This is a genomic window from Gemmatimonadota bacterium, assembly GCA_016704275.1.
GTDB lineage: Bacteria > Gemmatimonadota > Gemmatimonadetes > Gemmatimonadales > GWC2-71-9 > Palsa-1233.
The window spans coordinates 1-22,422 of sequence record JADJAK010000006.1; the positions used below are offsets into that span (position 1 = coordinate 1).

At 67.8% G+C, this 22,422-nt stretch carries 23 protein-coding genes; 11 read left to right on the plus strand and 12 right to left on the minus strand.

The window, feature by feature from the left end; translation table 11 throughout:
• Positions 1–343: 343 nt before the first annotated feature.
• Positions 344–580 carry a hypothetical protein gene (locus IPG05_12700; GenBank protein ID MBK6495936.1) on the minus strand — a complete coding sequence of 79 codons (237 nt, stop codon included), beginning with the start codon at positions 578–580 and terminating at the stop codon, positions 344–346.
• 239 nt (positions 581–819) lie between these two features.
• On the opposite strand from IPG05_12700, the gene IPG05_12705 reads away from it, so the two are divergent.
• Both IPG05_12705 and IPG05_12710 read left to right on the plus strand, forming a co-directional pair.
• Positions 820–1,068, plus strand: a complete 249-nt coding sequence (locus IPG05_12705; GenBank protein ID MBK6495937.1) for a DUF2442 domain-containing protein — start codon at positions 820–822, stop codon at positions 1,066–1,068.
• A gap of 272 nt (positions 1,069–1,340) precedes the next feature.
• Positions 1,341–4,208 (plus strand): PKD domain-containing protein, encoded by a 2,868-nt coding sequence (locus IPG05_12710; GenBank protein MBK6495938.1) that lies wholly within the window; start codon positions 1,341–1,343, stop codon positions 4,206–4,208.
• 367 nt (positions 4,209–4,575) lie between these two features.
• Here IPG05_12710 and IPG05_12715 read toward each other — a convergent pair whose 3' ends face one another.
• The 9 genes from IPG05_12715 to IPG05_12755 form a co-directional block, all read right to left on the minus strand.
• A complete protein-coding gene (locus tag IPG05_12715; protein MBK6495939.1) occupies positions 4,576–4,764 on the minus strand; it encodes a DNA-binding protein in 189 nt (62 codons plus the stop codon).
• A gap of 136 nt (positions 4,765–4,900) precedes the next feature.
• Positions 4,901–5,197, minus strand: coding sequence for a hypothetical protein (locus IPG05_12720; protein ID MBK6495940.1), 297 nt, complete (start codon positions 5,195–5,197; stop codon positions 4,901–4,903).
• 318 nt (positions 5,198–5,515) lie between these two features.
• On the minus strand, positions 5,516–5,704 hold the full coding sequence (locus IPG05_12725) for a type II toxin-antitoxin system HicA family toxin (protein MBK6495941.1): 189 nt from the start codon (positions 5,702–5,704) through the stop codon (positions 5,516–5,518).
• The gene (locus IPG05_12730) at positions 5,701–5,919 is read right to left on the minus strand and encodes a type II toxin-antitoxin system HicB family antitoxin (GenBank protein MBK6495942.1); all 219 of its coding nucleotides are present in this window, start codon (positions 5,917–5,919) and stop codon (positions 5,701–5,703) included. Before IPG05_12730 ends, IPG05_12725 begins: the two co-directional genes overlap by 4 nt.
• A gap of 108 nt (positions 5,920–6,027) precedes the next feature.
• Positions 6,028–6,255 (minus strand): hypothetical protein, encoded by a 228-nt coding sequence (locus tag IPG05_12735; protein ID MBK6495943.1) that lies wholly within the window; start codon positions 6,253–6,255, stop codon positions 6,028–6,030.
• Between the two features lie 150 nt (positions 6,256–6,405).
• The gene (locus IPG05_12740; GenBank protein MBK6495944.1) at positions 6,406–6,957 is read right to left on the minus strand and encodes a dihydrofolate reductase family protein; all 552 of its coding nucleotides are present in this window, start codon (positions 6,955–6,957) and stop codon (positions 6,406–6,408) included.
• 76 nt (positions 6,958–7,033) lie between these two features.
• Positions 7,034–7,489 carry a hypothetical protein gene (locus IPG05_12745; protein MBK6495945.1) on the minus strand — a complete coding sequence of 152 codons (456 nt, stop codon included), beginning with the start codon at positions 7,487–7,489 and terminating at the stop codon, positions 7,034–7,036.
• A gap of 84 nt (positions 7,490–7,573) precedes the next feature.
• Complete coding sequence (locus IPG05_12750; GenBank protein ID MBK6495946.1) at positions 7,574–7,975, minus strand: DUF3293 domain-containing protein; 402 nt, start codon at positions 7,973–7,975, stop codon at positions 7,574–7,576.
• An 89-nt stretch (positions 7,976–8,064) separates the two neighbouring features.
• Positions 8,065–8,343, minus strand: coding sequence for a DUF1508 domain-containing protein (locus tag IPG05_12755; GenBank protein MBK6495947.1), 279 nt, complete (start codon positions 8,341–8,343; stop codon positions 8,065–8,067).
• A 218-nt stretch (positions 8,344–8,561) separates the two neighbouring features.
• Here IPG05_12755 and IPG05_12760 point away from each other — a divergent pair, with 218 nt between their 5' ends.
• From IPG05_12760 to IPG05_12785, 6 genes are all read left to right on the plus strand, one after another.
• Positions 8,562–9,086, plus strand: coding sequence for a DUF4395 family protein (locus tag IPG05_12760; protein MBK6495948.1), 525 nt, complete (start codon positions 8,562–8,564; stop codon positions 9,084–9,086).
• 368 nt (positions 9,087–9,454) lie between these two features.
• Entirely contained in the window at positions 9,455–9,964 is a 510-nt protein-coding gene (locus IPG05_12765; GenBank protein MBK6495949.1) for a hypothetical protein, read from the plus strand.
• A gap of 135 nt (positions 9,965–10,099) precedes the next feature.
• Entirely contained in the window at positions 10,100–11,356 is a 1,257-nt protein-coding gene (locus IPG05_12770) for an amino acid permease (protein ID MBK6495950.1), read from the plus strand.
• 106 nt (positions 11,357–11,462) lie between these two features.
• Positions 11,463–12,239 carry a hypothetical protein gene (locus IPG05_12775; GenBank protein MBK6495951.1) on the plus strand — a complete coding sequence of 259 codons (777 nt, stop codon included), beginning with the start codon at positions 11,463–11,465 and terminating at the stop codon, positions 12,237–12,239.
• A 157-nt stretch (positions 12,240–12,396) separates the two neighbouring features.
• A complete protein-coding gene (locus IPG05_12780; protein ID MBK6495952.1) occupies positions 12,397–12,978 on the plus strand; it encodes a hypothetical protein in 582 nt (193 codons plus the stop codon).
• Between the two features lie 256 nt (positions 12,979–13,234).
• Positions 13,235–14,281, plus strand: coding sequence for an NAD(P)-dependent alcohol dehydrogenase (locus IPG05_12785; GenBank protein MBK6495953.1), 1,047 nt, complete (start codon positions 13,235–13,237; stop codon positions 14,279–14,281).
• 143 nt (positions 14,282–14,424) lie between these two features.
• On the opposite strand, the gene IPG05_12790 is transcribed toward IPG05_12785, so the two are convergent.
• Together IPG05_12790 and IPG05_12795 are read right to left on the minus strand one after the other, a co-directional pair.
• Positions 14,425–14,901 carry a hypothetical protein gene (locus IPG05_12790; GenBank protein MBK6495954.1) on the minus strand — a complete coding sequence of 159 codons (477 nt, stop codon included), beginning with the start codon at positions 14,899–14,901 and terminating at the stop codon, positions 14,425–14,427.
• Between the two features lie 33 nt (positions 14,902–14,934).
• Positions 14,935–16,092, minus strand: coding sequence for a PQQ-dependent sugar dehydrogenase (locus tag IPG05_12795; protein ID MBK6495955.1), 1,158 nt, complete (start codon positions 16,090–16,092; stop codon positions 14,935–14,937).
• 333 nt (positions 16,093–16,425) lie between these two features.
• Here IPG05_12795 and IPG05_12800 point away from each other — a divergent pair, with 333 nt between their 5' ends.
• The 3 genes from IPG05_12800 to IPG05_12810 are packed head-to-tail and all read left to right on the plus strand — an operon-like array spanning position 16,426 to position 22,294.
• Positions 16,426–18,936, plus strand: a complete 2,511-nt coding sequence (locus IPG05_12800; protein ID MBK6495956.1) for a discoidin domain-containing protein — start codon at positions 16,426–16,428, stop codon at positions 18,934–18,936.
• Positions 18,933–21,146, plus strand: coding sequence for a glycoside hydrolase family 2 (locus IPG05_12805; protein ID MBK6495957.1), 2,214 nt, complete (start codon positions 18,933–18,935; stop codon positions 21,144–21,146). The genes IPG05_12800 and IPG05_12805 overlap by 4 nt, the downstream gene beginning before the upstream one ends.
• Positions 21,143–22,294 (plus strand): galactose mutarotase, encoded by a 1,152-nt coding sequence (locus tag IPG05_12810; GenBank protein MBK6495958.1) that lies wholly within the window; start codon positions 21,143–21,145, stop codon positions 22,292–22,294. Before IPG05_12805 ends, IPG05_12810 begins: the two co-directional genes overlap by 4 nt.
• Positions 22,295–22,422 lie beyond the last annotated feature (128 nt).

Sequence of the window (22,422 nt, forward strand, 5' to 3'; positions counted from 1 at the left end):
ACCGCTCCGGCACACTTCCGCGTCACGACCCAGCCGCGATCGCGGTGATCGCCATGCAAGGACCGAACGGGCATCGCTGGAAGAAGCTCGCCGGTACCCAGCCGCCCGCGGCGCCGTCCTCGTTGCACCTGCGGAGCGTGCCCCGCTGGGACTCAGTGCGCCGAGCACCGCCATGGTGCGCCTGCGCCTCGCGATGGGTGTCGGCGTGAAGGCCGATGCACTCACCTACCTCCTTGGCACGCACGAGTGGCGCAGCGTGCAGGAAGTGACGCGCGCCACCGGCTACACCAAGGCTGGGGTGCGCCGCAGCCTCGATGAACTCGCGGAGGCGCGGTTCATCGAGTCAGAAGATGGCGTCGCATGGCACGCTCGCCGCGCCCGGAACTACCGCGCCGATCCAAAGCTCTTCCGCACTCTGCTCGGCTTCGGCAACATGTCCCCAGCCTGGGGCTTCTTCCGCGAACGCTTCGACTTCGTGGTGCACCTCAGCCAGTGGATGGACGACGACAAGCTGCCCAGCCCGGTGGGGAGGCCGTTCCAGTTCGGTGATGACCGGGCCAAGATCTGGATGTCGAAACACCCGCTCGCCTTCTATCAACCGCAGGGAACGCGAGGTTCCGCGGGATCCTCGAGGGAGAGGGGCGCACTTTCAGGAGTCGCTGGTGATGCTGACGGCGTGGTTTGGGGGATGGAGAAGGGGCGCGGGCCTGGCGCTCGTTGTCGAGTGGGCTACTCTCCATCAGAGGAGTTGCACGACAACTGGGGCATTTGCCCTTGGGCGCACGAACCTCGCGAGGTATCCCGCCACTGGAGTGACCCATGCCGCTACATCCTCGCGTGGTCACCGTCGTTCCGACCGGCGCGTTCCTCGTCCGTCTCGGCTTCACCGATGGCCTGCAGGCGACCGTCGACCTCGCCCCGTGGGTGGCGGGAAAAGGCGGCGTGTTCACCGCCCTCCAGGACGCCGACTTCTTCGCACAGGTGACGGTCGATCGCGAGGCCGGGACCATCTGCTGGCCCAACGGCGCTGACCTCGACCCCGATGTGCTGTACGAGGTGGCGCGGTAGGGAGCCACGGCTCCACGCGGTGCGGCGCGATGGGGCGCCGGTGTGAAGAGGTTTTACAGCCGCGCATGTCGATGCGTCGCGAGCGGGGGCGACGCATGCGTCGCCCGTGCACATGGGGATATCAGCCTTCCCGGGCCGGTGTCGATTTTCGTAGGGGCGACGCATGCGTCGCCCCTATCCCCCCCGGGCCAGGCGATCGCGTCGCGGGCGGGCCATGAGCCAATCCCACCCCCCACCACGCATGTCCCTCAGACACTACCTCTGAGGCGACCATGCGGTACCGCTCCCTGGCAACGATCACCCTGACCCTGCTCGGCGCGGCCTGCGGCGGCGCGGCACCCAGCGGGCCGACGCAGACCGGGGGCCCGCCGGCGGCGATCGTCGTCGTGAGCGGTGACGCGCAGCAGGCCGCGCCGAGCGCCGCCGTCCCGAGCGCCGTCTCGGTCAAGGTCACCGACGCCACGGGAGCGGCCGTGGGCGGCGTGACCGTCACCTTCCGCGTCGACTCCGGCGGCGGCAGGATCGCCAAGAGCAGCGTCACCACCTCCGTCTCCGGCATCGCCTCGCCCGGCGCCTGGACCCTCGGCAGCAGCGAGGGCCGCAATGTCCTGATGGCCACCGTCGGCGACCTCCCGCCGCTCCGCATTCGGGCCGAGGCCGTGCTCGGCGCCGGGAGCATCCCGGGGCAGACCATCGGCGCCGGCGGCGGCACGCTCGAGATCACCACGCCGGGCAACCCCTACCAGGGACTCCGGCTCACCGTTCCCGCCGGCGCCTACGCGAGCGCTGGGACCTGGAACATCACCCTCGCCACCAATGCACCGACGATCACCCTCCCGGCCGGCTTCACCGCGGCCGGGCCGGCGCTGCTGATGCAGACCACGCAGCGGCGCGCCGACCGCCTCATGACGCTCCGCATTCCCGTCACGCGCGTCGCCGGGACGACGCCGCTCTTCATCATGTTCGACCCGCTGCGCAACCGGATGGAGATGGTGCCGATCGTCGCGAGCGACGCGTCGAGCATCACCGTCGCGGCGGCCCACTTCAATGCCTCGCTGATCGCCGGGCCGTCGGCACCCGGGTCGCTCCGCGGCAACGGCTCCCTGATCGGCATCGAGGGCTACGGCATCCCAGTGAATGCCACCCTCGACGCCCTGGGCTTCTCGCCCGCGGATCTCGAGGCGGCCGCCGCGAGTATCTGGCCTGTTGCGGAAACCGGATCGTACGCCTTCCCGCAGGGGCACGGCCCCGCGATCCCCGTGATGGGGATCCTCGGCACGATCCAGAATCAGCCGTTCGCCTCCACCATCAAGACCGTCCCCAACCTCGGCACCCTCGCCGATACCGCCGCACTCGCCGGTCTGGTCATCATGGCCAAACGGCACTTCAACGGCACCGCGCCGGTGAGCAACGTCCTCTCCGACATCGCCGCACTCTACGCCTCGATGTCACCGACCAACCGCGACGAGATGACGTCGCTGAACCTGCGCGGGATGTTGCTGACCGCGCGGCTGCCACAGCTGGTGCTGTTCAGCGAGCGGCTCTCCGACGTACCCACCAGTCGCGTCGGGCGATCGATGTTCGCCTCCGTCCTGCGCGTCACGCCGTCGACGCTCTGGTTCACGGCGCCTGCCGATCCGTCGGCTCCCGGGCAGCTGACGCTGGGATCGAGTGGCTTCCTCTCACGGGCGTTCAAGCAGACGGCGGACGGGCAATCGGCTTCCGCCGAGGCCGTGCTGCCGGTCGGCGGGAGCTTCCTCTTTCCGCTGGAGCTGTACGCCGACGTGCCGGGGATGGTAACGAATGCGCTCAACTCCGTCGGCAACGTGCGGCAGACGCTGAACAACCAGATGGCGGCGCTGGCCGGCTTCCCGACGGTCACGCTCGAGGTGCAGGGGACGACCGGCGCCGGGTGGGCGGCAGACGACAGCCCGCTCGTGATCCGCGACACGACCGCCAAGATCCGCGCGGTCTGCACCAACTGCACCAGCGCCATTCCGCAGTACAGCGAGCCGACGCAGCAGACGGTGGCGACGTCGCGCGGGCCGTGCACCGGTGGTGCGTTGAGCATCATCGGCGCCGGCTGCGGCGGCAGCGCAATCTTCGACGGCCTAGGTCTCGGCAATTTGTCCGGTGCGGTGCTCTCCACCGTGAACAGCGCCGATCTCGTGGGGCAGCTCCAAAGCGCCTTCCGACCGCTGATTCCACTGAACACGCCGCTCCTCCAGCGCATCCTCAAGATCCAACCCGCCACCCAGACGCTCGCCACTGGCGTGCTGGGCAGCTTCAGCGCGCCGGTGCTCGATCCGCCCGCGAAGGGCTTCGGCATGGAGTGGGATTGGGGCGATGGAACCGCGAAGACGCTCAACCAGAACGTCAGCACGGCGACGCACAGCTACGCCACGTCGGGGATGTACACGGTGACCGTGACGCTCAAGCGATCGAACACGGCGATCCTGCCCGGCCTGACGTTGGCGGTGGCGAAGGCGGTGGTGACGGTCGGCGTACCGGTCTGGAAATTCACCAGCATGACGGTGGCGATCTCGCGGTCAGGCCCCCGGATCAGCCCCTTGAGCGTCTTCCGCGCCGACAGCCAGCATTACACCAGGATGCGCGACGGCCTCAGCGAAGGCGGCATCTACGTGATCGAGCGGGATACCACCCGCGTCTGCACCAGCTGCGGGCAGCAGACGCTGACCCGTGGGCTGTATCTCGTCGAGGGCGTCTCACTCACGCTGAGCGCGCTCAGCGCGCCGCCGGTCGTCGCGGTGTTGAATCAGGTGATCAATTTCAGCCTGCTCCCGGCACCCGGCGTGAAGGGGTGGCCCGTGGCCGGCACGGCCAAACTCCCCGTCCTGCCCTGCACCAGGGACGGCGACCCGGGAGAATTCTGGACGCAAACGGGAGATCTCGTGACCGGCCGCGTCACTGGCAAGACGGTCCATCGCTGCCAGGGCGGCTACGATGACCCGAACGCCCTCCTCCCGATGTACGCCACCCAGATCATGTCGGTGGATGTGACCTTCGCGGGCGACGTCGCCACCGGCACGATCACCGGCAACTACATCGGCGCCACCGACGGGAGCCTCGACCGCGCCCAGCTGGTGGTGACCTTTCAGGCGAGGAGAGTGAGTCAGTAGCGGGGGGATCGGGGCGACCGTCAGCTATTCTCGAATCGCCCCGGCCCCATCAACACCAGACAGCCCGGGGGGGGGGGGGGGGGTGACAGGCGGAGCGATGCCCCTCGCAGAGCACCCAACCGACAGCGCCGGCCCGGGCCCTGCCAATATCGCGTCGCTCTGGCCGGTGCGCGCGGCACCTTGGCGGAGGATCGGGCAGGATGATCGGCACAGCGGCGGGGCGTAGCCGTCGCGCCGGGAGGCGCCAGCCGAACCAGGAAGAGGAAGCGGGGTGGTCGGAGTCCGCGGGGGGGGGGGGGGGGGGGCGGGGTTCCGGTGCCCGGCGTGACAGGGGTCCGGGGATGAATGGGGTGCTGCTTGAGCCTCCCTAGACCCGCTCTTCCGGATCGGCCAGGAACCACTCGATCCGGCCGCAGCCGGCGCAGACGAGTGTCGCCGCCGAGCGATTGGCCCAGTCGAGACCCATCATGGTCATCCCGGCGGTGTTGAGCAGCGCCCGGCCCTCGACGAATTCCTCGCCGCCGCAGTGGGGGCAACGGACGACGATGCCGGCCACCTCGAAGCGGGACTGTTGGTGGGCGGTGGCCTGGCGGCGGGGAGAAGGTGATGGGGGTCCGGGTGATGGGTGAAGGGCGTTGTGAACGCTAACCGCGGCGGGGTGTGAGTGGCGGGAGTGGCGGGTTCAGTGGCTCCTACGTCGCCCGCAACTGCTCCGGCCCCACCTCGATCCCCATCCGGAAGGCGCACCGCGACCGGCTGGCCACCGCGGATGCCGGGGGTGAAGCGGGCGCCGAGGTGGGGCGATGGGGGGGATGGGGGTGGGGGGCGCTGGTCCATTCGCCGTCACGCAGGTCCTTCGACTTCGCGCCGGCGTTGCCGGCGCTTCGCTCAGGATGACAAACCTTGAACGCCACCACATCCTCCGGCGCCTCACCCACCTCCGCACGCACCACGACGCCGTGCTCGTCGATGTCGAGATCGACCAGCACGTGTACCGGACCGTCGGGTAGCACCGTGTCCGGCGGCAACGCGGGATCCGCAGGGGCGGAAGGTCGGTCCGCGTCGCGCTGAGGGCGGCCTAATGCGTCGCTACCGCCGCATCGCCTCCATCTGCCGCTCCTGCCCTGCGACAGATCGGCGGTCCTCGCGCGGTCTCGGCCAGGCCAGGTGCCCGTTTGGGGCCGGGGTGAGTGCGTGCGACAATGATGCGGCTCTGACGTGGATGGCGCGGGGGCTGGTCGCAGCGGTCGCAGGTGGGGGTAGACGTGGTGGTCACGGGGAGCCTCCAGCTTCGGCGAGTCAGCCAGCTAGTCTGGGGTCGGCACCCCAAGGTCACGGAGAATCTTGCGGGCCAACAACTCGTTGATCTCGCGATGCCGTGGAATGGTCGAAACGCTATCCGTCGCTGGGTTGATCCACAGCGAATGATTGGCACCCTCACGAACCAGACGACACCCCGCTTCGGTCACCAACCGCACAAGATCTCGCCGCTTCACCCTGCAATGCGAAGGGTCTCCGTCAGCAGCTCACCCGCTTCTGCTTCGGCCGATCGCCCTCGATTGGCCTCGATCACCATCTGCACCGCCTCGTGCAGATTGGCGCGGGCCTCCTCAAGGGTCTCGCCCTGCGTGTTGGCTCCGGCAACTTCGCGGACCCAGGCGACATACCCCTCAGGCACCCGCCGATACACGGCCGTCAGTTCCATGAGCATCTCCACTCCGGTGTGAGGGTCCACCATAAGGTACATCGAAGCTGCGGTTCGCCCGTTTGTGGCGCCGGGGTGGCCCAACTTCCGCGGACTGGCGCACCACGGGACCGCCTACCGCTTCCCCGTGATCGCCTCGGCCACGCGGTCCGCGACGTCCAGCACGCGCAGCACCGCACCGCGGAGGGAAGCGCCGAGGCCGCGGGAGGGACGCAGCCAGCCAACCTCGATGCGCGGCGGGGGTGGCGGCTCGGGGGTCGCTGTCGCGACGGCGGTCGGCGGATGGCGCCCCGGCGGCACGAACTGCCCGTCAGGCTGGGTCGGGGGGGTGTCGAAGCTCATCGGCGCGTCCTCGGAAAGATCTCGGCAGGGCGGGCATCGGGCGACGCATGCGTCGCCCGTACGCATGGGGACATCGGCCTGCCAGGGAGGATGTCGGGGTGCATCAGGGCGATGCATGCGGCGCCCTACGGCGCGCGGGTCCGGGGAGGTTCAGCGCTTCACGGCGTATCGGAGCTCGACCATCCCGGTCCCCATCTGGTGCACCGACGTCAGCTCCAGCGTCGGAGAGGTGACCCGGCGCGGGAAGAGCGGCTTCCCCTTCCCCAGTGTCGCCGACCCGACCTGTACGATCAGCTCGTCGAGCAGCCCGGCGTCGTGGAACTGCGCGGCCAACTCACCGCCGCCGACGATCCAGAGATTCTGCTCGCCGGCGGCAGCGCGCATCGCCTCGTGTACGGGCCGCACATCACCCTGCACGAAGCGGATGTCGGCGCCCTCGATCCGCGGCAACTCGCGCGTCGTGAAGACCCACGCCGGCTGCGTGTACGGCCACGCCGAGCCGACCTCCTTGATCACCGCGTCGGCGTTGCGCAGCATCCACTCATACGTCGCCGATCCCATTGCCAGCGCCCCCACCTCGGCGATGAACGCCGGGTAGCTGGACTCGCCGATGTCGGCGAGCGCAAAGAGCCATTCGAGCGAATCGTCCTCGGTGGCGAGGAAGCCGTCGAGGGAGGTGGCGGTGAAGTATTGAGTCTTCATGGGCATGTCGGTGAACGGTGAACGGTAACCTGTGACCAGTGACCAGTGACCAGTGACCGGGATTCATGCGTCGCCCCTACCCGCGGATGGCTCCAAATTCTACGACGCGCACCCGCCGCCCCGGCACATCGACCAGCAGCACGCCGTGCGCTTGCCACATCACCGCGTACTCCAGCAGCTGGCGTCGGGTCGCGGTGGTGCGCGGGTCGCTCGCCGAGGGGCCGTTCTTCGCCTCGGCGACGTAGCGTCGGCCGCCCTTCTCCACCATGAAATCGACGCGCACCGCATACGGCACCGTCTCGCCGTCGACGAGGTAGCTGCACGGCAGCCGGAGCTGCTCGTCGACGATGGTGTACCCCGCCGCCTTCAGCAGCGACTCCGCACTCGCCTCGCCCTTCCGCCCCAACCAGCGATACCACCACGCGCGACACCAGACCACGGCGCGATGGATGAGCCAGGCGATGAGGATCCCAAACAGGACGCCGATCAGGAGAACAGGACCAACGCCTATCTCGTTGATCCACTCATCCATCGCGGCGCATGGGAAGAGGTCCTTCGACTTCGCCTGCTACGCAGGCTTCGCTCAGGATGACAGCCTGCGGGGACGGGGAACGCATCATCCCGAGACGCGCTCGCGCCACGCCCCCACCTTCTCCTCGCGGCCATCGGCGCAATAACGCACCGCCAACGCATCGCGGCGCACCACGTAGATCGCATCCTGCGCGTACCGGCGGCCAAGCGCCTCGCCCTCCGACGCACTCAACAGCACCGCCCACCCTGGCTCGGCGTGTCCCGTCTCGGGGGAATAGCCCGTGAGCCGCACGTGCCATCGCCCCATCTCCTGCAGCTCGCGGCGCAGGCGCAGGTCGGCCTCGAGGTTCTGCTCCTCCGGCCACACCTCGCCGGTGGTCGCGTAGCCGGTGACGATGATGAACTCCGTCGGCCAATGCGTGATCGGCGACTCCGCGCGGAAGCGGACGTCGAAGTACCAGGCGCGAGGGTCGGTGGTGTCGGTCACGGCCTGGCCTGTTCGCAGGCATCGTGGGCGATCGCGCCCTGGTCGATCGGGGCGATGATCGACGCGTCGAAAATTCCGATCGGTACGCGTCACGACAGATCGTCGATCGGTGCCCGTGCGGCGCCCTGCTTGATCAGGTCGATCGAGTTGAGGCAGTCTTTTCTGGTCGCGTAGGGTCGTTCCGACGCGCAGATGACGACGCCGTTGCCGGCCTTGAAGCGCCAGCGGAAGCCGCCGCGCGAGTCCTTGTAGACCTCGAACTTGAAGCCGGCCACGTCGGCGTGCGCGGTCGTCGGCGCCGCCAAGGCGGCCAGGCCGAGGGCGGCAGCGGCGGTGGAAAGCAGGGTACGGCGGGGGATCAGGGACATCACCATCCTCCGATGGAGGGAGTCGATTGGGGAATATGCCCCCCACCCTCCAATCGTGCGTGAAAAAAGCGCCAAAGGGACTCGCGCCTGCCCATCCGCCGCGGCCTGACGGCCGCGGTTGGGTCGCCCAAAGAATGGCGTTACACGTGTTTACCGGTTTCTGATGTCGCGTCCCGCGCCCGGCCAGCGCATCTCTGCATCCCGGCCATGGAGCCGCTGTGCCCGAATCGCTCGACCCCCAAATCACCGCCCGGCTTGCCATGCAGGGCTTCGGCGAGCTCGATGACCCCGACTGGGCCGCAGTGCTCCCGTGGCTCCGGGTCGCCCCCGGCGTCTGCGCACTCTGGGCGGTCGCCGCCACCGGCACCGCCTCCCCCGCCTCCTGGGCTTGGCTCGGCGTGGTCGCCGCCATCGGGAGCCTGTCGCCCATCCACCCGATGGACCTGCCGTACCATTTCCTGGGCCACCGCCGCGGCGCGCCGTCGATCCCGAGCTACGGGATCCCGCGCCGATTCGCCTGCGCCGTCGCCGCCCTTTGGGGCTGGGCCACTGCGATCGCCCTCGTCAGCGGCCGCCCCACCACCGCCGCCATCCTCGGCGCGGCATTCGTGATCCTCGCCGCCATCCCCGCCCTGACCCACTTCTGCGTGCCGTCCTGGTTCTTCCGCCTCAGCGAGTACGTCTTGGCACTGCCACCGATCGGCGGGGGTGACTGCCCCGCCCGACGGCCGCGCGCACTGTAACACCGCAGCTGAAACAGTTAGTCGGTCAAGAGACCAATCCGACTGACGGTCCGTGACGTAACAGGGAGGGTGTGCGGGGGGCGAAACGGGGGTGCGGGGCAGGACGCCGGCACGACAGGAGGGCGCGGGGGGGGCGGGTAGGGGCGCGGCCTGCCGCGCCCGTCCATCCGAATGAACCGATCCCGGGCATGCATGACGACGTCCGCCCACAATGCCGGGCCTCGCGACGGGGGGGGGGGGGGCCCCCACCGGCACTTCGTGGCGCATCGCCGGCCGAACGACGGCTGATGGCGATGTGATCCGATTCTTGTGTCGGCGCAGCCTGCTGCGCCCAGACTCGAATGGCATCACCCGAACCAAGAGCTCCCATGCCTTCACCCCTCCTCCGCTTCTATCGCCACCAGGGCCCCGATCACGCCGGCAGGATGCTCGCGGAGATCTGGCACTGGCCGCATGCGCAACTCGAGGCGCAACACGACTTCATCCAGTGGCTCTTCCCGCTCGACGAACCGAGCGGCGCGAACGCACAGGCGCCACTCCTCACCGAGGAGGACATCGCCCACTGGCACCACGATCCGATGCTGCGGATGTATCTGCGGCGTTCGTTCGAGAAGCTGCTCGACTTCTACGGCTTCACCATCGTCAACACCAGCAACCACGCGCGCATCATTGCGAGCTCGAACGCCTCGACGCGCCAGGCGCTGTGGATCACGCCCAACAACCACAATCATCTCCGCCTCACCCGCATCATGAAGTCGCTGCGGCTCCTCGGCGAGGCCGAACTCGCCGACGCGCTGCGCACGGCGCTCGAGCAGATCGCCGCGCAACACGATGAGACCATCGGTGAAGAGACGGTGCGATACTGGCGGGAGGCGTAACAATCGATCATCGATACCCCTTCCGCCGTTTCCTCTCGCGACGTATTCTCCGCCTTCCCCAACAGGACATCCCCGATCACTGAAGCGCGCCGCGGCTCGCTCCATCAGGTCCTTGGCGTCGCCTTCGGCCTCGCCGTGCTCGTCGGCAACACCATCGCCACCGGCATCCTGCGCACCCCCGGCGAGGTCGCCGCTCGGCTCCCGAATCCCACCCTCTACATCATGGTCTGGGTGATTGGTGGCGTCTACGCGCTGTTCGGCGCGATGTCGCTCGCCGAGGGGGGCGTGATCACCCGGCGCTCGGGCGGGCAGTATCCCATTGTCCGCCGCGCGCTCGGCCCCTACCCCGCCTTCGTCGTCGGCTGGAGCGACTGGTTCTCCACCGCGGCGTCGACCTCGCTCGGTGCAATTGTCTTCGCTGAGTTTCTGACGCCGCTGCTGCCGCCGATTCCGGGCGGCGTGACCACCATCGCCGTCACCCTCATCCTCGCCTTCGGCCTGCTGCTGTGGAACGGCGTGAAGAGTGGGGACATTGCGCAGCAGCTGCTCAGCGGCGCCAAGGCGCTCGCCTTCGCCACGCTGATCGTCGCTGGTTTCGTGATCGCGGTTCCCGAAGTGGTCGCCACCGCACCACGCACGATGCCCACCGGTGCGGGGGTCGCCGCCGCCATCGTGCTCGCCCTGCAGGCGGTGATCTTCACCTACGATGGCTGGACCGGCCCGCTCTACTTCGGCGAAGAGACCACCGACATCGGGCGGACGATGCCGCGGACGATGATCGGCGGGGTGCTCACGGTGATCGCGATCTACCTCTGCTTCAACCTCGCGATGCTGCGCGTGGTTGGCATCGACGCGATGGCCGGTGATCCCTTCGTCGCGGGGTCGGCTGGCACGATTCTCTTCGGGACCGCGGGCGACCTGGTCATCCGCATCGTCGTGCTGATCGCCCTGCTCGGCGGGATCAACTCCAATGTCCTGTTCGCCGCGCGCATTCCGCTGGCGATGAGCCGCGACGGCCTGATGCCGGCCGCGATCGACCGCGTCAACGCCGGCGGCACGCCGGTGGTGGCGCACGCGCTCTCCATCCTCGCCGCGATCCTCTTCATCGTCACCGGCACGTTCAACTCGGTGCTGGCGCTCGCCGCCTTCTTCTTCGTGGCCAACTACCTGATCTCCTTCTCGGCGATCTTCGCGCTCCGCCGGAAGGAACCCGACACGCCGCGCCCCTTCCGCACGCCCGGCTATCCCTTCACCACCGGCCTGGTGCTGATCGGATCGGCGGCATTCCTCGTCGGCGCCGTGATCAGCGACCGCACCAACTCGCTCTGGTCGATGGCGCTGCTGGCGGTGAGTTGGCCGGTGTATCGGGTGATCGTGAAGCAACGCCGATGATCGATGATCGATGGTCGATGATCGAGCTCCGGAGCAAGGCGCCGAGCGATATCGGGATCATCGATGATCGATCATCGATCATCCCACACTGAACTTGCGGTCTCAGATGAACTTCTCTTCCGCCATCACCCGCCCCCCCTCGGCCTCCTATGCCGCCGGCCTCACCACGGCCGGCCTCGGCGCGCCGGACCTCGCGCTGGCGCGGGCGCAACACGCCGCCTACTGCGGCGCGCTCACGGAGCTCGGCGTCACCATCACCGCGCTGCCCCCCGATGATGCGTACCCCGACTCGACCTTCGTCGAGGACACGGCCGTCGCCACCGCGCACGGTGCGATCCTCGCGCGGCCGGGGGCGCCGAGCCGCGCCGGCGAGGTGGCGGCGATGCAGCCGGTGCTGGAGGCGATCTACGGCGCCGTCGCAACGATCCATGCGCCGGGGACACTCGATGGCGGCGACATCTGCCAGGCCGGTGATCACTTCCTGATCGGACTCTCCGATCGCACCAACGTCGAGGGCGCGCGGCAACTCACCGCCTGGCTCGAGCGACTCGGATACACCGCCGCCACGATCGACATCCGCGGGCACTCGACGCTGCTCCATCTCAAGAGTGGCATCGCCTGGCTCGGCGATGAGCAGCTGATCACCGTCGCCGGGCTCGCGGATCACCCGGCGTTGCAGCGCTTCCAGTTGCTCGTCGTGCCCGACGCCGAGGGGTATGGGGCGAACTGCGTCGCCATCAACGGGGCGGTGCTGATGGCGGCGGGCTTCCCGGCCCTCGCTGCGCGCGTGGCCACGCTGGGATTCCGAGTGATCGAGTTGGAGATGTCGGAGTTTCGGAAGATGGATGGGGGGTTGAGCTGCTTGAGCATTCGGGTGCCGTGATCGAGTGGTGTCCGGCGAAGCCCGCGAAGCGGGCGAAGTCGAAGGACCTGCACGCCCGGAAAGAGGTCCTTCGACTGCGCACCCCTCCGGGGTGCTTCGCTCAGGATGACAATCTCTGCACGCTTCTCGCTTCTCGCTTCTCGACCTACCTTTCCGCATGCGCCTCCTCCTCCTCCTCCTTCTCCTCGCCCTCCCCCTCTCCGCACAGTCGCCGCTCCGGCCGCGCACGATCACCGAGTTCTCGATCGGAATGCAGATCGTGCGGTTCAGCGAAGAGGAGAGTCCGTTCGTCTCCGACGAGGGCAGGTTGATGATGGCAATCGGGCTCGGCCGCGTGACGCCGGTCGGTGCGCGGACGTCGGCGGGTGGCGTCTTCTCGGCCGGCGTTCTGGACGGCAACGCCTATCTCGCGCTCGGGCCTCGGCTTCGCTATCACGCCTCGCCGACGACGACGCTCGACCTGACGCCGAGCGTGATGATCGCACGGAACGACGACCTGACGGGGCCGCTGCTGGTCGACGTGGCGGTGATGCACAAGGACAAGATCGGCCTCTCGATCCAGGCCGCCGCCGGGACGCGTCGGATCTGGACCCTCAGTGGCCCCGTGAAGGATGTGAGCAGCGCGTCGTTCGCGGCTGGACTGCGGCTCGGCGGCAAGCCGGGGCGGATCGGCGGCGCGGCCGCGATCGTGACGGTGGCCGGCCTGCTCGTGTGGGTGCTTTCGACCTGGCAGGACTGATCGGGGTCGGCGCGCCTCCATCCTCTGATGGAGGTGCGCCGCGATCTTTACGGGCGATGCCGGCATCGTGGTTGGGATAGCCCCCGGGCGCGGCAGGCCGCGCCCCTACATCGGCGCTCCGATGCGCATCGCAGGCCGAACGGCGGATGGTGGCGCTGCGAATTGATCTCCGCGTGTACGGGCGCGGCCTGCCGCGCCCTCGCTATCATTGGGGTCCTCCCCCCCGCGCTTCTCACATCCCAGGACTCCCGACATCATGACGAACGCCTTTGCCGCCTTCTCGGGCGACACGCCGCTTGCTGCCCATACCATCACCCGCCGCGCGCCCGGTCCAACCGATGTCGCGATCGACATCGTCTACTGTGGCGTCTGTCACTCGGACCTGCACTTCGTGAAGGGCGACTGGGGCCCGATCCCGTACCCGGCGATCCCGGGCCACGAAATCGTCGGCCATGTGACGGCGGTGGGCAGCGATGTGACGGGCTTCAAGGTCGGGGACACCGTCGGGGTCGGCTGCATGGTCGATTCCTGCCGTACCTGCCCGTCGTGCCAGGAAGGGCTTGAGAACTACTGCACCGGCGGCGGCTTCGTCGGCACCTACATGAGCGTGGACAAGCACACCGGCGGGCCGACCTACGGCGGCTACACCACCGACATCACCGTCGACCAGGCCTTCGTGCTGCGGGTCCCCGCGAACCTGAACCTCGCCGCGGCCGCCCCGCTGCTCTGCGCCGGCATCACCACGTACTCGCCGCTGAGCCACTGGAAGGTCGGCAAGGGAAGCACCGTCGGCGTCGTCGGACTCGGTGGCCTCGGTCACATGGGCGTCAAGATTGCCGCCGCGATGGGTGCCAAGGTGACGGTGTTCACCACCACGCCGAGCAAGGCGGCCGATGCGACGGCGCTCGGCGCGCACCGCGTGGTGATCAGCACGGATGCGGCGGCGATGGCCGCCGAGGCCAGGACGTTCGACTTCATCCTCAACACCGTCGCCGCCTCGCACAACCTCGATCCCTTCGTCAGTGCCCTGAAGCGCGACGGCACGATGGTGATGGTCGGCGTGCCCGCGACGCCGCATGCCTCGCCGAGCGTCCTGGGGTTGATCATGGGCCGCCGCAGCATCGCCGGCTCGCTCATCGGTGGCATCAAGGAGACGCAGGAGATGCTCGACTTCTGCGGTGAGCACAACATCGTCGCCGACATCGAGCTGATCCCGATGCAGGAGATCAACACCGCGTATGAGCGGATGTTGAAGAGTGATGTGAAGTACAGGTTTGTGATTGAGATGCAGTCGATCAAGTAGCGCCTTCAGGGTTGTCATCCTGAGCGAAGCAGCCCGCAGGGCTGCGAAGTCGAAGGACCTCTTCCCGGTGCGCTGGGAAAGAGGTCCTTCGACTTCGCGCCGGCTACGCCGTCGCTTCGCTCAGGATGACAATCCCAGGAGGCTCACCCCTCCCCGATCACCTGCATCAATCCAGGCCACGCCTCGCCATTGTAGATCGCGATCGTCCGCAGATACCGCTTCCCGTCGTCGCCGTGGCTCGCGAGAATCTGCTCGGCGGCCTTCTTGACGTTTTCGGCGGAGGCGAACGGGGTGGGCATGTCATCGGCGATGTGGCCCGCCTTGTGGGCGACGCCGGCGGCGTCGAGGAAGGCGATCTGCAGCTCGGGTTCCTTCTCGACGTAGAGCGTCTGCAGCATGCCGAGCTCGTCCTGGAACGACTCGAGGTTGAGGCGGACGATCTCCTTCGCCAGCTTCTCGAGCGACCAGGCGCGCAGCGTCACCGGGCGGAACCCGCCGCCCCGCGCGACCATGCGCTGGATGTAGAGCGCGCGCGAGTCCTTGGTGGTGCTCAGGTCATGGAGCACCAGTTCAACACGCTTGGCAGCGGGCAGCGTGCGGTAGGGCGAGAGTGCGGCCATCAGGACAACTCCAACTGCAAGAGGATGATCAGATTATCGGGTCGCGGGGCGGACGCGGAAGATCTGCCCCTGTTCGTCCTTGCTGGTCTTCTCGGTGGTGATGTACACGAAGCCGTCGGGACCCTGCTGCACGTCGCGGATGCGGAGGCCGAGCTCACCGAGGTGACGCTCTTCCTTGACGACGACGCCATTCTGCATCACGAGCCGCACGAGCCCGTTCACCCCGCCCATGCCGCCGATGACGAAGTTGCCCTTCCAGCCCGGGATCTTGTCGCCGGTGTAGACGATGATCGCCGACGGCGCGATGACGGGGTCCCAGTAGTAGACGGGCTGCTCCATGCCGGCCTTCTCCGTCCCCTCACCGATCTTCACGCCGCTGTAGTCGACGCCGTAGGTGATGACCGGCCAGCCGTAGTTCTTCCCGGCCTCGGGGTGGTTCAGTTCATCGCCACCCCTGGCGCCATGCTCAAGGGTCCAGAGCTTCCCCGACGCGTCGACGACGGCGCCCTGCAGGTTGCGGTGACCGTAGCTCCAGATCGCCTCGTTGGTCCCGGCCTTCCCGACGAAGGGATTGTCCTTCGGGATGGTGCCGTCGGGATTGATGCGCACGATCTTGCCGATGCCGGTCGAGAGGTCCTGCACCAGCGGCCGCTGATTGAAGCGGTCACCGGCGGTGACGAAGAGGGTGCCGTCCTTGCCGAAGGCGATCCGCGAGCCGTAGTGGTTCCCGCTCCGGACCTTGGGGCTCTGGCGGTAGATGACCTCGACCTCGGTCAGGGCGCCGCCGTTGAGGCGGCCGCGCGCGACCGCCGTTCCGGCCGTCCCACCCTCGCCCGGCTCCGAGAAGCTCAGGTAGATGGTCTTGTTCTGGGCGAACTTCGGGTCGACGGCGACGTCGAGGAGGCCGCCCTGGCCCTGAAAGAGGACCGTCGGCGTGCCGGTGACCGGCGCCGAGAGGGTGCCGTCCTTGGCGACGTAGCGCAGCCGGCCGGCCCGTTCGGTCACGATCATCTGGCCATCCGGCAGGAAGGCGAGGCCCCACGGGTTCTCGAGCCCGGTCGCCACCCGCTCGGCGCGGAGCACGCCGGTGGTGTTGTCCGGCTTGGGCGACTTGATCGACGGCGTCTGGGCGCCGAGGCAGGCGGCGCCCAGGAGGGCGGCGAGCGAGAGCGAGGCGATGCGGACGGACATGGGCGGCTCCAAGGGGAAAGCGACGGAAGAATTTAACCGCGCGGGGCGAACGGCGAATCGCGCGTCGTTGTAGGGGCGCGGGCCCCCGCGATGATCGCGTCGTGCCCCGAATATCGGATGTAGGGGCGCGGCCTGCCGCGCCCGTCCCCCCCATTGTGGCGATGCCGGCACGCCCGAGACGGCGCCCCGACCCGCACCCCGGCGATCCGTGGACCCACGTGGACGGGCGCGGCAGGCCGCGCCCCTACACGACCGCGCCGGAATTGGGGTACCCCGCGACGCATCCATCCTCCCAACGGTAGATTCCCCCATCTCCCCAACATCAGGTCTCCGATGCGACGCGCCCTGCTCCTGCTGGCACTGATCGCCCCGTTTCCGATGGCCGCCCAGGTCCTCGACCATCGCGCGCTGCTCACCCGCGAGACGTGGTGGGACAACAAGGACTGGGCCTGGTACGAATCGCACATCCCGTTCTTTGACTCGCCCGACAAGGAGATCAACAGCACCTACTACTACCGGTGGGAGCTGGTGACGAAGCACCTCACGTACGGCAGCCCCGAGAGCGGCTACACCTTCAGCGAGTTCATCGACCGGCCCTTCTGGTCGGGGGCGTTCGGCGCCATCTCCTGCCCGCTGGGGCACCAGCTCTATGAGGTGCGCTGGCTGCGCGACGGCGTGATCACCCGGGACTTTGCGAAGTACTGGTTCGAGACGCCAGGGGCAGAACCGCGGAGCTACAGCAACTGGTACGGCGACGCGATCTTCGCGACGTACATGGTCAACAACGACACGTCGTTCCTCAGGCGCATGCTGCCGCACATGGAGACGCAGTACAACGGCTGGGTCGCCGAGCGCTGGGACAGCACCGCGAAGATGTTCCACTGGGACGGCATGCACGACGGGATGGAGACCAACATCAACTCGCGGCAGACCGTGGATGAGTTTGCCGGCGCCGATGGCTACCGCCCCACCATCAACGCCTACCTCTACGCCGACGAGCTCGCGATCTCCAAGGCCGCCGCCATCCTGGGGCAGCCGGCCAAGGCGCGCCTCTTCGCGGCGAAGGCCGCCGACCTCAAGCAGCGCGTGCAGCAGCAGCTCTGGGACCCGAAGCGCGAGTTCTTCTTCCACCAGAACCGAACCGATGAGAAGGACGGCATCAAGGCGGGGTCGCTCACCTACCAGACCGGGAAGTACGCGGGGAACCCGCACGGTCGCGAGCAGATCGGCTACGTGCCGTGGCAATTCAACTTGCCCGACAACGGCTACGAGGCGGCGTGGAAGTTCCTGATGGACACGGCGTACTTCGCCGCGCCGTTCGGGCCGCTGACGGTCGAGCGCCACGACCCGCTCTTCCTGATCTCGAAGACGTGCTGCGTCTGGAGCGGCAACGCCTGGCCGTACGCCACCACGCAGACGCTCGTGGCGATGGCGAATCTGCTCAACAACTACAAGCAGAATGTGGTGTCCAAGTCGGACTACTACTCGCTCCTCCGCACCTACACCCTCAGCCAGCGGAAGGACGGGAAGCCGTACATCGCCGAGGCGGCGAACCCTGACAACGGCTCGTTCGCGGGCCATGACTCGCCGTACCACTCGGAGCACTACTTCCATTCGGGCTACACCGACCTGATCATCACCGGCCTCGTCGGGCTCCGGCCGCGCGCCGACGACTCGCTCGAGGTGGCGCCGCTGGCCCCCGAGTCGTGGGCCTACTTTGCGCTCGACAACATCAGCTACCACGGCCACGATGTGGCGATCATGTGGGACAAGGACGGCACGCGCTACAAGCGGGGCGCCGGGCTGACGCTCCTGGTCGACGGCAAGGTCGTGGCGCGCAGTCCGCGGTTGGCGCGGACCGTGGCGAAGTTGCCGAGGCTGGCGTTCGAGCGCGCCAGCATCGGCGCACGCAACGTCGCGGTCAACAACGGCCATCGCGCCTACCCGCTGATCACCACGTCGTACTCGGCGCCGGGCACGTCGCCGCACTGGCTCAACGACGGGCAGATCTGGTATCACCAGGCGCCGCCGAACCGGTGGACCACGGCCGGGTCGCCGAACGCCACCGACTGGGTCATCGTCGACTTCGGCGAGCCGCGTCGCGTGCAGGAGCTGGTGCTCTACTTCCTCGACGACTCGGTGGGGGCCAAGCCGCCGGCGTCGTACAAGATCGAGGCGTGGCAGAACGGCGCGTGGGGGCCGGTGGCGATGCCACGCATCTTCGTCCCGCCCACGGGGCGACAGGCCAACCGCATCCGGCTGATCAACACCACCACCGCGAAGCTGCGCGTCACCTTCACGCCTCGGAAGGGAGCGTCTGTCGGGCTGGCGGAGATACAGGCGCTCGGAGTCGGACCGGAGTTTGGCATTGGCCAAGCGCCGAAGGAGCCGCCGAAGACGCCATCGCCGAACCTCGCCTGGGGCGCGGCGGTCACTGCGTCGTTCACGTCGACCTTCGACAAGACGGGCGAGGTGAATGACATGGCGGTCGCCTTCACGCGGGCATCGCGCAATCGGTGGACAGCGTTCGGAAGTCCCAACGCGATGGATTGGGTCGAGCTCGACTTCCAGCGCGCCGCAAAGATCGGCTCGGTCGAGTTGTATCTCTGGGGTGACGACCGCGGCGTGAAGGCGCCGAAGCGCGTCACCATCCAGTATTGGGACGGCACCGACTGGCGCGACGCGATGGTGCACGCGCAGGTGCCCGCCGAACCGGCGGTGTCGATGGTCAACACGGTGACGATCATGCCGGTCACCACGAACAAGGTCCGCGTCCGCTTCACCCACAATCTTCCCGCTGTGAGCGGGATGACCGAGATCCGCATCCTGGAGGCAGGGCAATGAGTCGCAGGTTCCTGTTGGTGTTGGCACTGTTCGCCCCGCCGCTCGCGGCGCAGAACCCACAGAACGCGCCGACGCTGCGCACCCGCTGGGCCGATTCGGTCTCGCAGGTCATGCCGCTGCCGGAATACCCACGGCCGCAGATGGCGCGTCCGAATTGGGTGAACCTCAACGGGCCCTGGGCCTACGCGATTGCGCCGAAGGACGCCCCGCGTCCGAGCACGTGGACGGGCTCGATCCTGGTGCCGTATCCGATCGAGTCGCAGTTGAGCGGCGTCCAGCGCGCGGTGACCCCCGCAGAGAAGCTCTGGTATCGCCGCAACTTCACGCGACCCGCATCGGTGGGAGCCAACGGCCGCCTGCTGCTCCACTTCGGTGCGGTCGACTGGCAGGCCACCGTCTGGGTCAACGGGAAGCAGGTCGGCAGCCATGAGGGCGGCTACGATCCGTTCTCGTTCGACATCACCGACGCACTCACCGCCTCCGGCACGCAGGAAGTGGTCGTTGCCGTCTGGGACCCCACCGACAGCGGCTCGCAGCCGCGCGGCAAGCAGGTGCTCAAGCCCGAGAGCATCTGGTACACCGCGGTCACCGGGATCTGGCAGACGGTGTGGCTGGAGCCGGTGCCGGCAACCCGCATCGCCAGCATCGTGATCACCCCCGACCTCGATGCTCGGGCGGTCCGCGTGCGCTCCACACTGAGCGGGCAGGCGGCCGGGTTGACGACGCGGGTGACCGTGTCCGCTGCGGACCGTGTCGTCGCCATGTCGATGGCACCGCCAACCGACAGCGACTGGTCGCTGGTGATTGACCGTCCCCGCCTCTGGTCGCCCGCCGATCCTTTCCTCTACGGCGTGCAGGTAGAGCTGTTGCGGGGCGACAGCGTGATCGACCGGGTGACCTCGCAGGTCGGCATCCGCAAGATCGCGCTGGGCAAGGACGCCAAGGGCGTCACTCGGCTCTTCTTCAACAACAAGCCGCTCTTCCAGTACGGTCCGCTCGACCAGGGGTGGTGGCCCGATGGCCTCTACACCCCGCCGACCGACCACGCGATGCTCTACGACCTGGTGACCACCAAGGCGCTCGGCTTCAACATGATCCGCAAGCATGTGAAGGTCGAACCGGCGCGCTGGTATTACATGGCCGACTCGCTCGGCATCCTGGTGTGGCAGGACATGCCGAGCGGCGACAACAAGACCCCGGAATCGCGGGCGGCGTTCGCGAAGGAGTTGCAGGCCAAACTCGACGCGCTGCGCTCGTTCACGTCGATCGTGATGTGGGTGCCGTTCAACGAGGGCTGGGGACAGCACGACACCGAGAAGACCGTCGCGTGGGTCAAGGCGTACGATCCATCGCGCCTGGTGAACAACGCCTCGGGGTGGACCGACATGAAGGTCGGCGACGTCTCCGACGTGCACAGCTATCCGGGCCCCGGCATGCCGGCGCTCGAGCCGAATCGCGCCGCGGTCCTCGGTGAGTTCGGCGGTCTCGGCCTTCCGCTCGCCGGCCACACCTGGCTCGCCAAGGACAACTGGGGCTACAAGAGCTACACCGACGGACGGGCGTTGAGCACCGCGTACGCCGAGCTGATGCACCAGCTCAAGTTCCTGATCGACGACGGCCTCTCGGCGGCGGTGTACACGCAGACGAGCGACGTCGAGATCGAGGTCAACGGGCTGATGACCTACGACCGGAGCATCATCAAGCTGATGCCCGATGCGATCGCGTCGTCGAAGCAACTCTACGGTCCGCCGTCACGCGTGCGCCGCGTGGTCCCGACCTCGCAGACCGCCGGTCAGCCGTGGCGCTATACCACGACCGCACCGGCGGCCGACTGGTTCGCGACCCGCTTCAACGACGCGGCGTGGCAGGCAGGAATTGGCGGCTTCGGGAAGACCGGAACACCGGGCGCCGTGATCCGCACCCCGTGGACCACCAATGACATCTGGCTTCGGCGCAGCTTCACGCTCAAGAGTGGCAAGCTTGTGGCACCGCACTGGTATGTCCATCATGACGAGGACGCCGACGTCTACCTGAACGGCAAGTTGGTGGCGACCTTCAGCGGCTATTCCTCGGGGTATATGCGCATTCCCCTCGACGCCACCGCGCGCGCGGCGCTGAAGGCCGGCCGCAATGTCCTCGCCGTCCACGTCCGCCAGACCAGGGGCGGGCAGTACATCGACCTGGGCCTCGACGAGGTGATCACGCCATGACCAGCGCCCCATTCCGCCGCGCCGCCCTGTCCGCATGCCTGTTGGTGGCCGCGGCCTGCGCCAAGCCCGACGCTCCCAAAGACGAGACGCCCGTGATCAAGCCATCGGTGATCGGCCGAGCCCCGCTCGATACCGCGCCCGGCGGGAAGCCGGTCGAGGTCTTCTCCATCACGAACGGCAACGGGATGCAAGTCCGCGCCATGACCTACGGCGCGATCATCCAGTCGATCAAGGTCCCCGACGCCAAGGGCGTCATGGGTGACATGGTCCTCGGCTTCGATTCCGTCGCCGGCTACGTGAAGGAGTCGCCCTACTTCGGCGCGATCGTCGGCCGGTACGGCAATCGGATCGCGAAGGGACGCTTCACGCTCGATGGCAAGCAGTACACCCTCGCCGTCAACAACGGCGTGAATGCGCTGCATGGCGGAATCCGGGGATTCGACAAGGTGGTGTGGGACGCCAAGCTGGTGCAGACCGACAGCACCACCGGCGTGACCTTCTCGTACGTCTCACCCGACGGCGAGGAAGGCTATCCCGGCGCTGTCACGGTGAAGGTGACCTACCAGGTGATGAATGCGCGGAATGAACTGCTGATCGACTACGAGGCGTACAGCGACAAGCCGACGCCGATCAACGTGACCAACCATTCGTACTTCAACCTCGCCGGCGCCGGTGGCGACATCCTCGGCCACGTCCTCACGCTCGACGCCGACAGCATGACGCCGGTCGACACGACGCTGATTCCCACCGGCAAACTCGCCGATGTCACCGGCACGCCGTTCGACTTCCGCACGCCGACCGCGATCGGCGCACGCATCGGCGCCGACGACCAGCAGATCCGCTTCGGCGGCGGCTATGACCACAACTTCGTCGTGAAGCGCTCGGCCCCGGGGCTCGTGCACGTGGCGCACGTGAGCGAACCCACCACCGGCCGCACGCTGGACATCTCGTCCACCGAACCGGGGGTGCAGTTCTACACCGGCAACTTCCTCGACGGCACGATCAAGGGCAAAGGCGGCACCGTCTATCCGTACCGCGGCGCCTTCTGCCTCGAGACGCAGCATTTCCCGGATTCGCCCAATCAGCCGAACTTTCCGAGCACGATATTGAGGCCGGGGACGACGTATATGAGCAGGATCGATGATTGATGATCGATGATCGATGATCGATGATCGATGATCGATGATCGATGATCGATGATCGATGATCGATGATCGATGATCGATGATCGATGATCGATGATCGATGATCGAGAACAACGAAGCGCGGCTGGGCG

What these genes read in the sequence shown, in the direction of transcription:
- IPG05_12735 (MBK6495943.1), bottom strand. Translation starts at nt 6,255, where the DNA reads ATGAGCTTCGACACCCCCCCGACCCAGCCTGACGGGCAGTTCGTGCCG.
- IPG05_12710 (MBK6495938.1), top strand. Translation starts at nt 1,341, where the DNA reads ATGCGGTACCGCTCCCTGGCAACGATCACCCTGACCCTGCTCGGCGCG.
- IPG05_12800 (MBK6495956.1), top strand. Translation starts at nt 16,426, where the DNA reads ATGCGACGCGCCCTGCTCCTGCTGGCACTGATCGCCCCGTTTCCGATG.
- IPG05_12785 (MBK6495953.1), top strand. Translation starts at nt 13,235, where the DNA reads ATGACGAACGCCTTTGCCGCCTTCTCGGGCGACACGCCGCTTGCTGCC.
- IPG05_12740 (MBK6495944.1), bottom strand. Translation starts at nt 6,957, where the DNA reads ATGAAGACTCAATACTTCACCGCCACCTCCCTCGACGGCTTCCTCGCC.
- IPG05_12755 (MBK6495947.1), bottom strand. Translation starts at nt 8,343, where the DNA reads ATGTCCCTGATCCCCCGCCGTACCCTGCTTTCCACCGCCGCTGCCGCC.
- IPG05_12705 (MBK6495937.1), top strand. Translation starts at nt 820, where the DNA reads ATGCCGCTACATCCTCGCGTGGTCACCGTCGTTCCGACCGGCGCGTTC.
- IPG05_12765 (MBK6495949.1), top strand. Translation starts at nt 9,455, where the DNA reads ATGCCTTCACCCCTCCTCCGCTTCTATCGCCACCAGGGCCCCGATCAC.
- IPG05_12780 (MBK6495952.1), top strand. Translation starts at nt 12,397, where the DNA reads ATGCGCCTCCTCCTCCTCCTCCTTCTCCTCGCCCTCCCCCTCTCCGCA.
- IPG05_12795 (MBK6495955.1), bottom strand. Translation starts at nt 16,092, where the DNA reads ATGTCCGTCCGCATCGCCTCGCTCTCGCTCGCCGCCCTCCTGGGCGCC.
- IPG05_12775 (MBK6495951.1), top strand. Translation starts at nt 11,463, where the DNA reads ATGAACTTCTCTTCCGCCATCACCCGCCCCCCCTCGGCCTCCTATGCC.
- IPG05_12790 (MBK6495954.1), bottom strand. Translation starts at nt 14,901, where the DNA reads ATGGCCGCACTCTCGCCCTACCGCACGCTGCCCGCTGCCAAGCGTGTT.
- IPG05_12745 (MBK6495945.1), bottom strand. Translation starts at nt 7,489, where the DNA reads ATGGATGAGTGGATCAACGAGATAGGCGTTGGTCCTGTTCTCCTGATC.
- IPG05_12805 (MBK6495957.1), top strand. Translation starts at nt 18,933, where the DNA reads ATGAGTCGCAGGTTCCTGTTGGTGTTGGCACTGTTCGCCCCGCCGCTC.
- IPG05_12730 (MBK6495942.1), bottom strand. Translation starts at nt 5,919, where the DNA reads ATGCTCATGGAACTGACGGCCGTGTATCGGCGGGTGCCTGAGGGGTAT.
- IPG05_12810 (MBK6495958.1), top strand. Translation starts at nt 21,143, where the DNA reads ATGACCAGCGCCCCATTCCGCCGCGCCGCCCTGTCCGCATGCCTGTTG.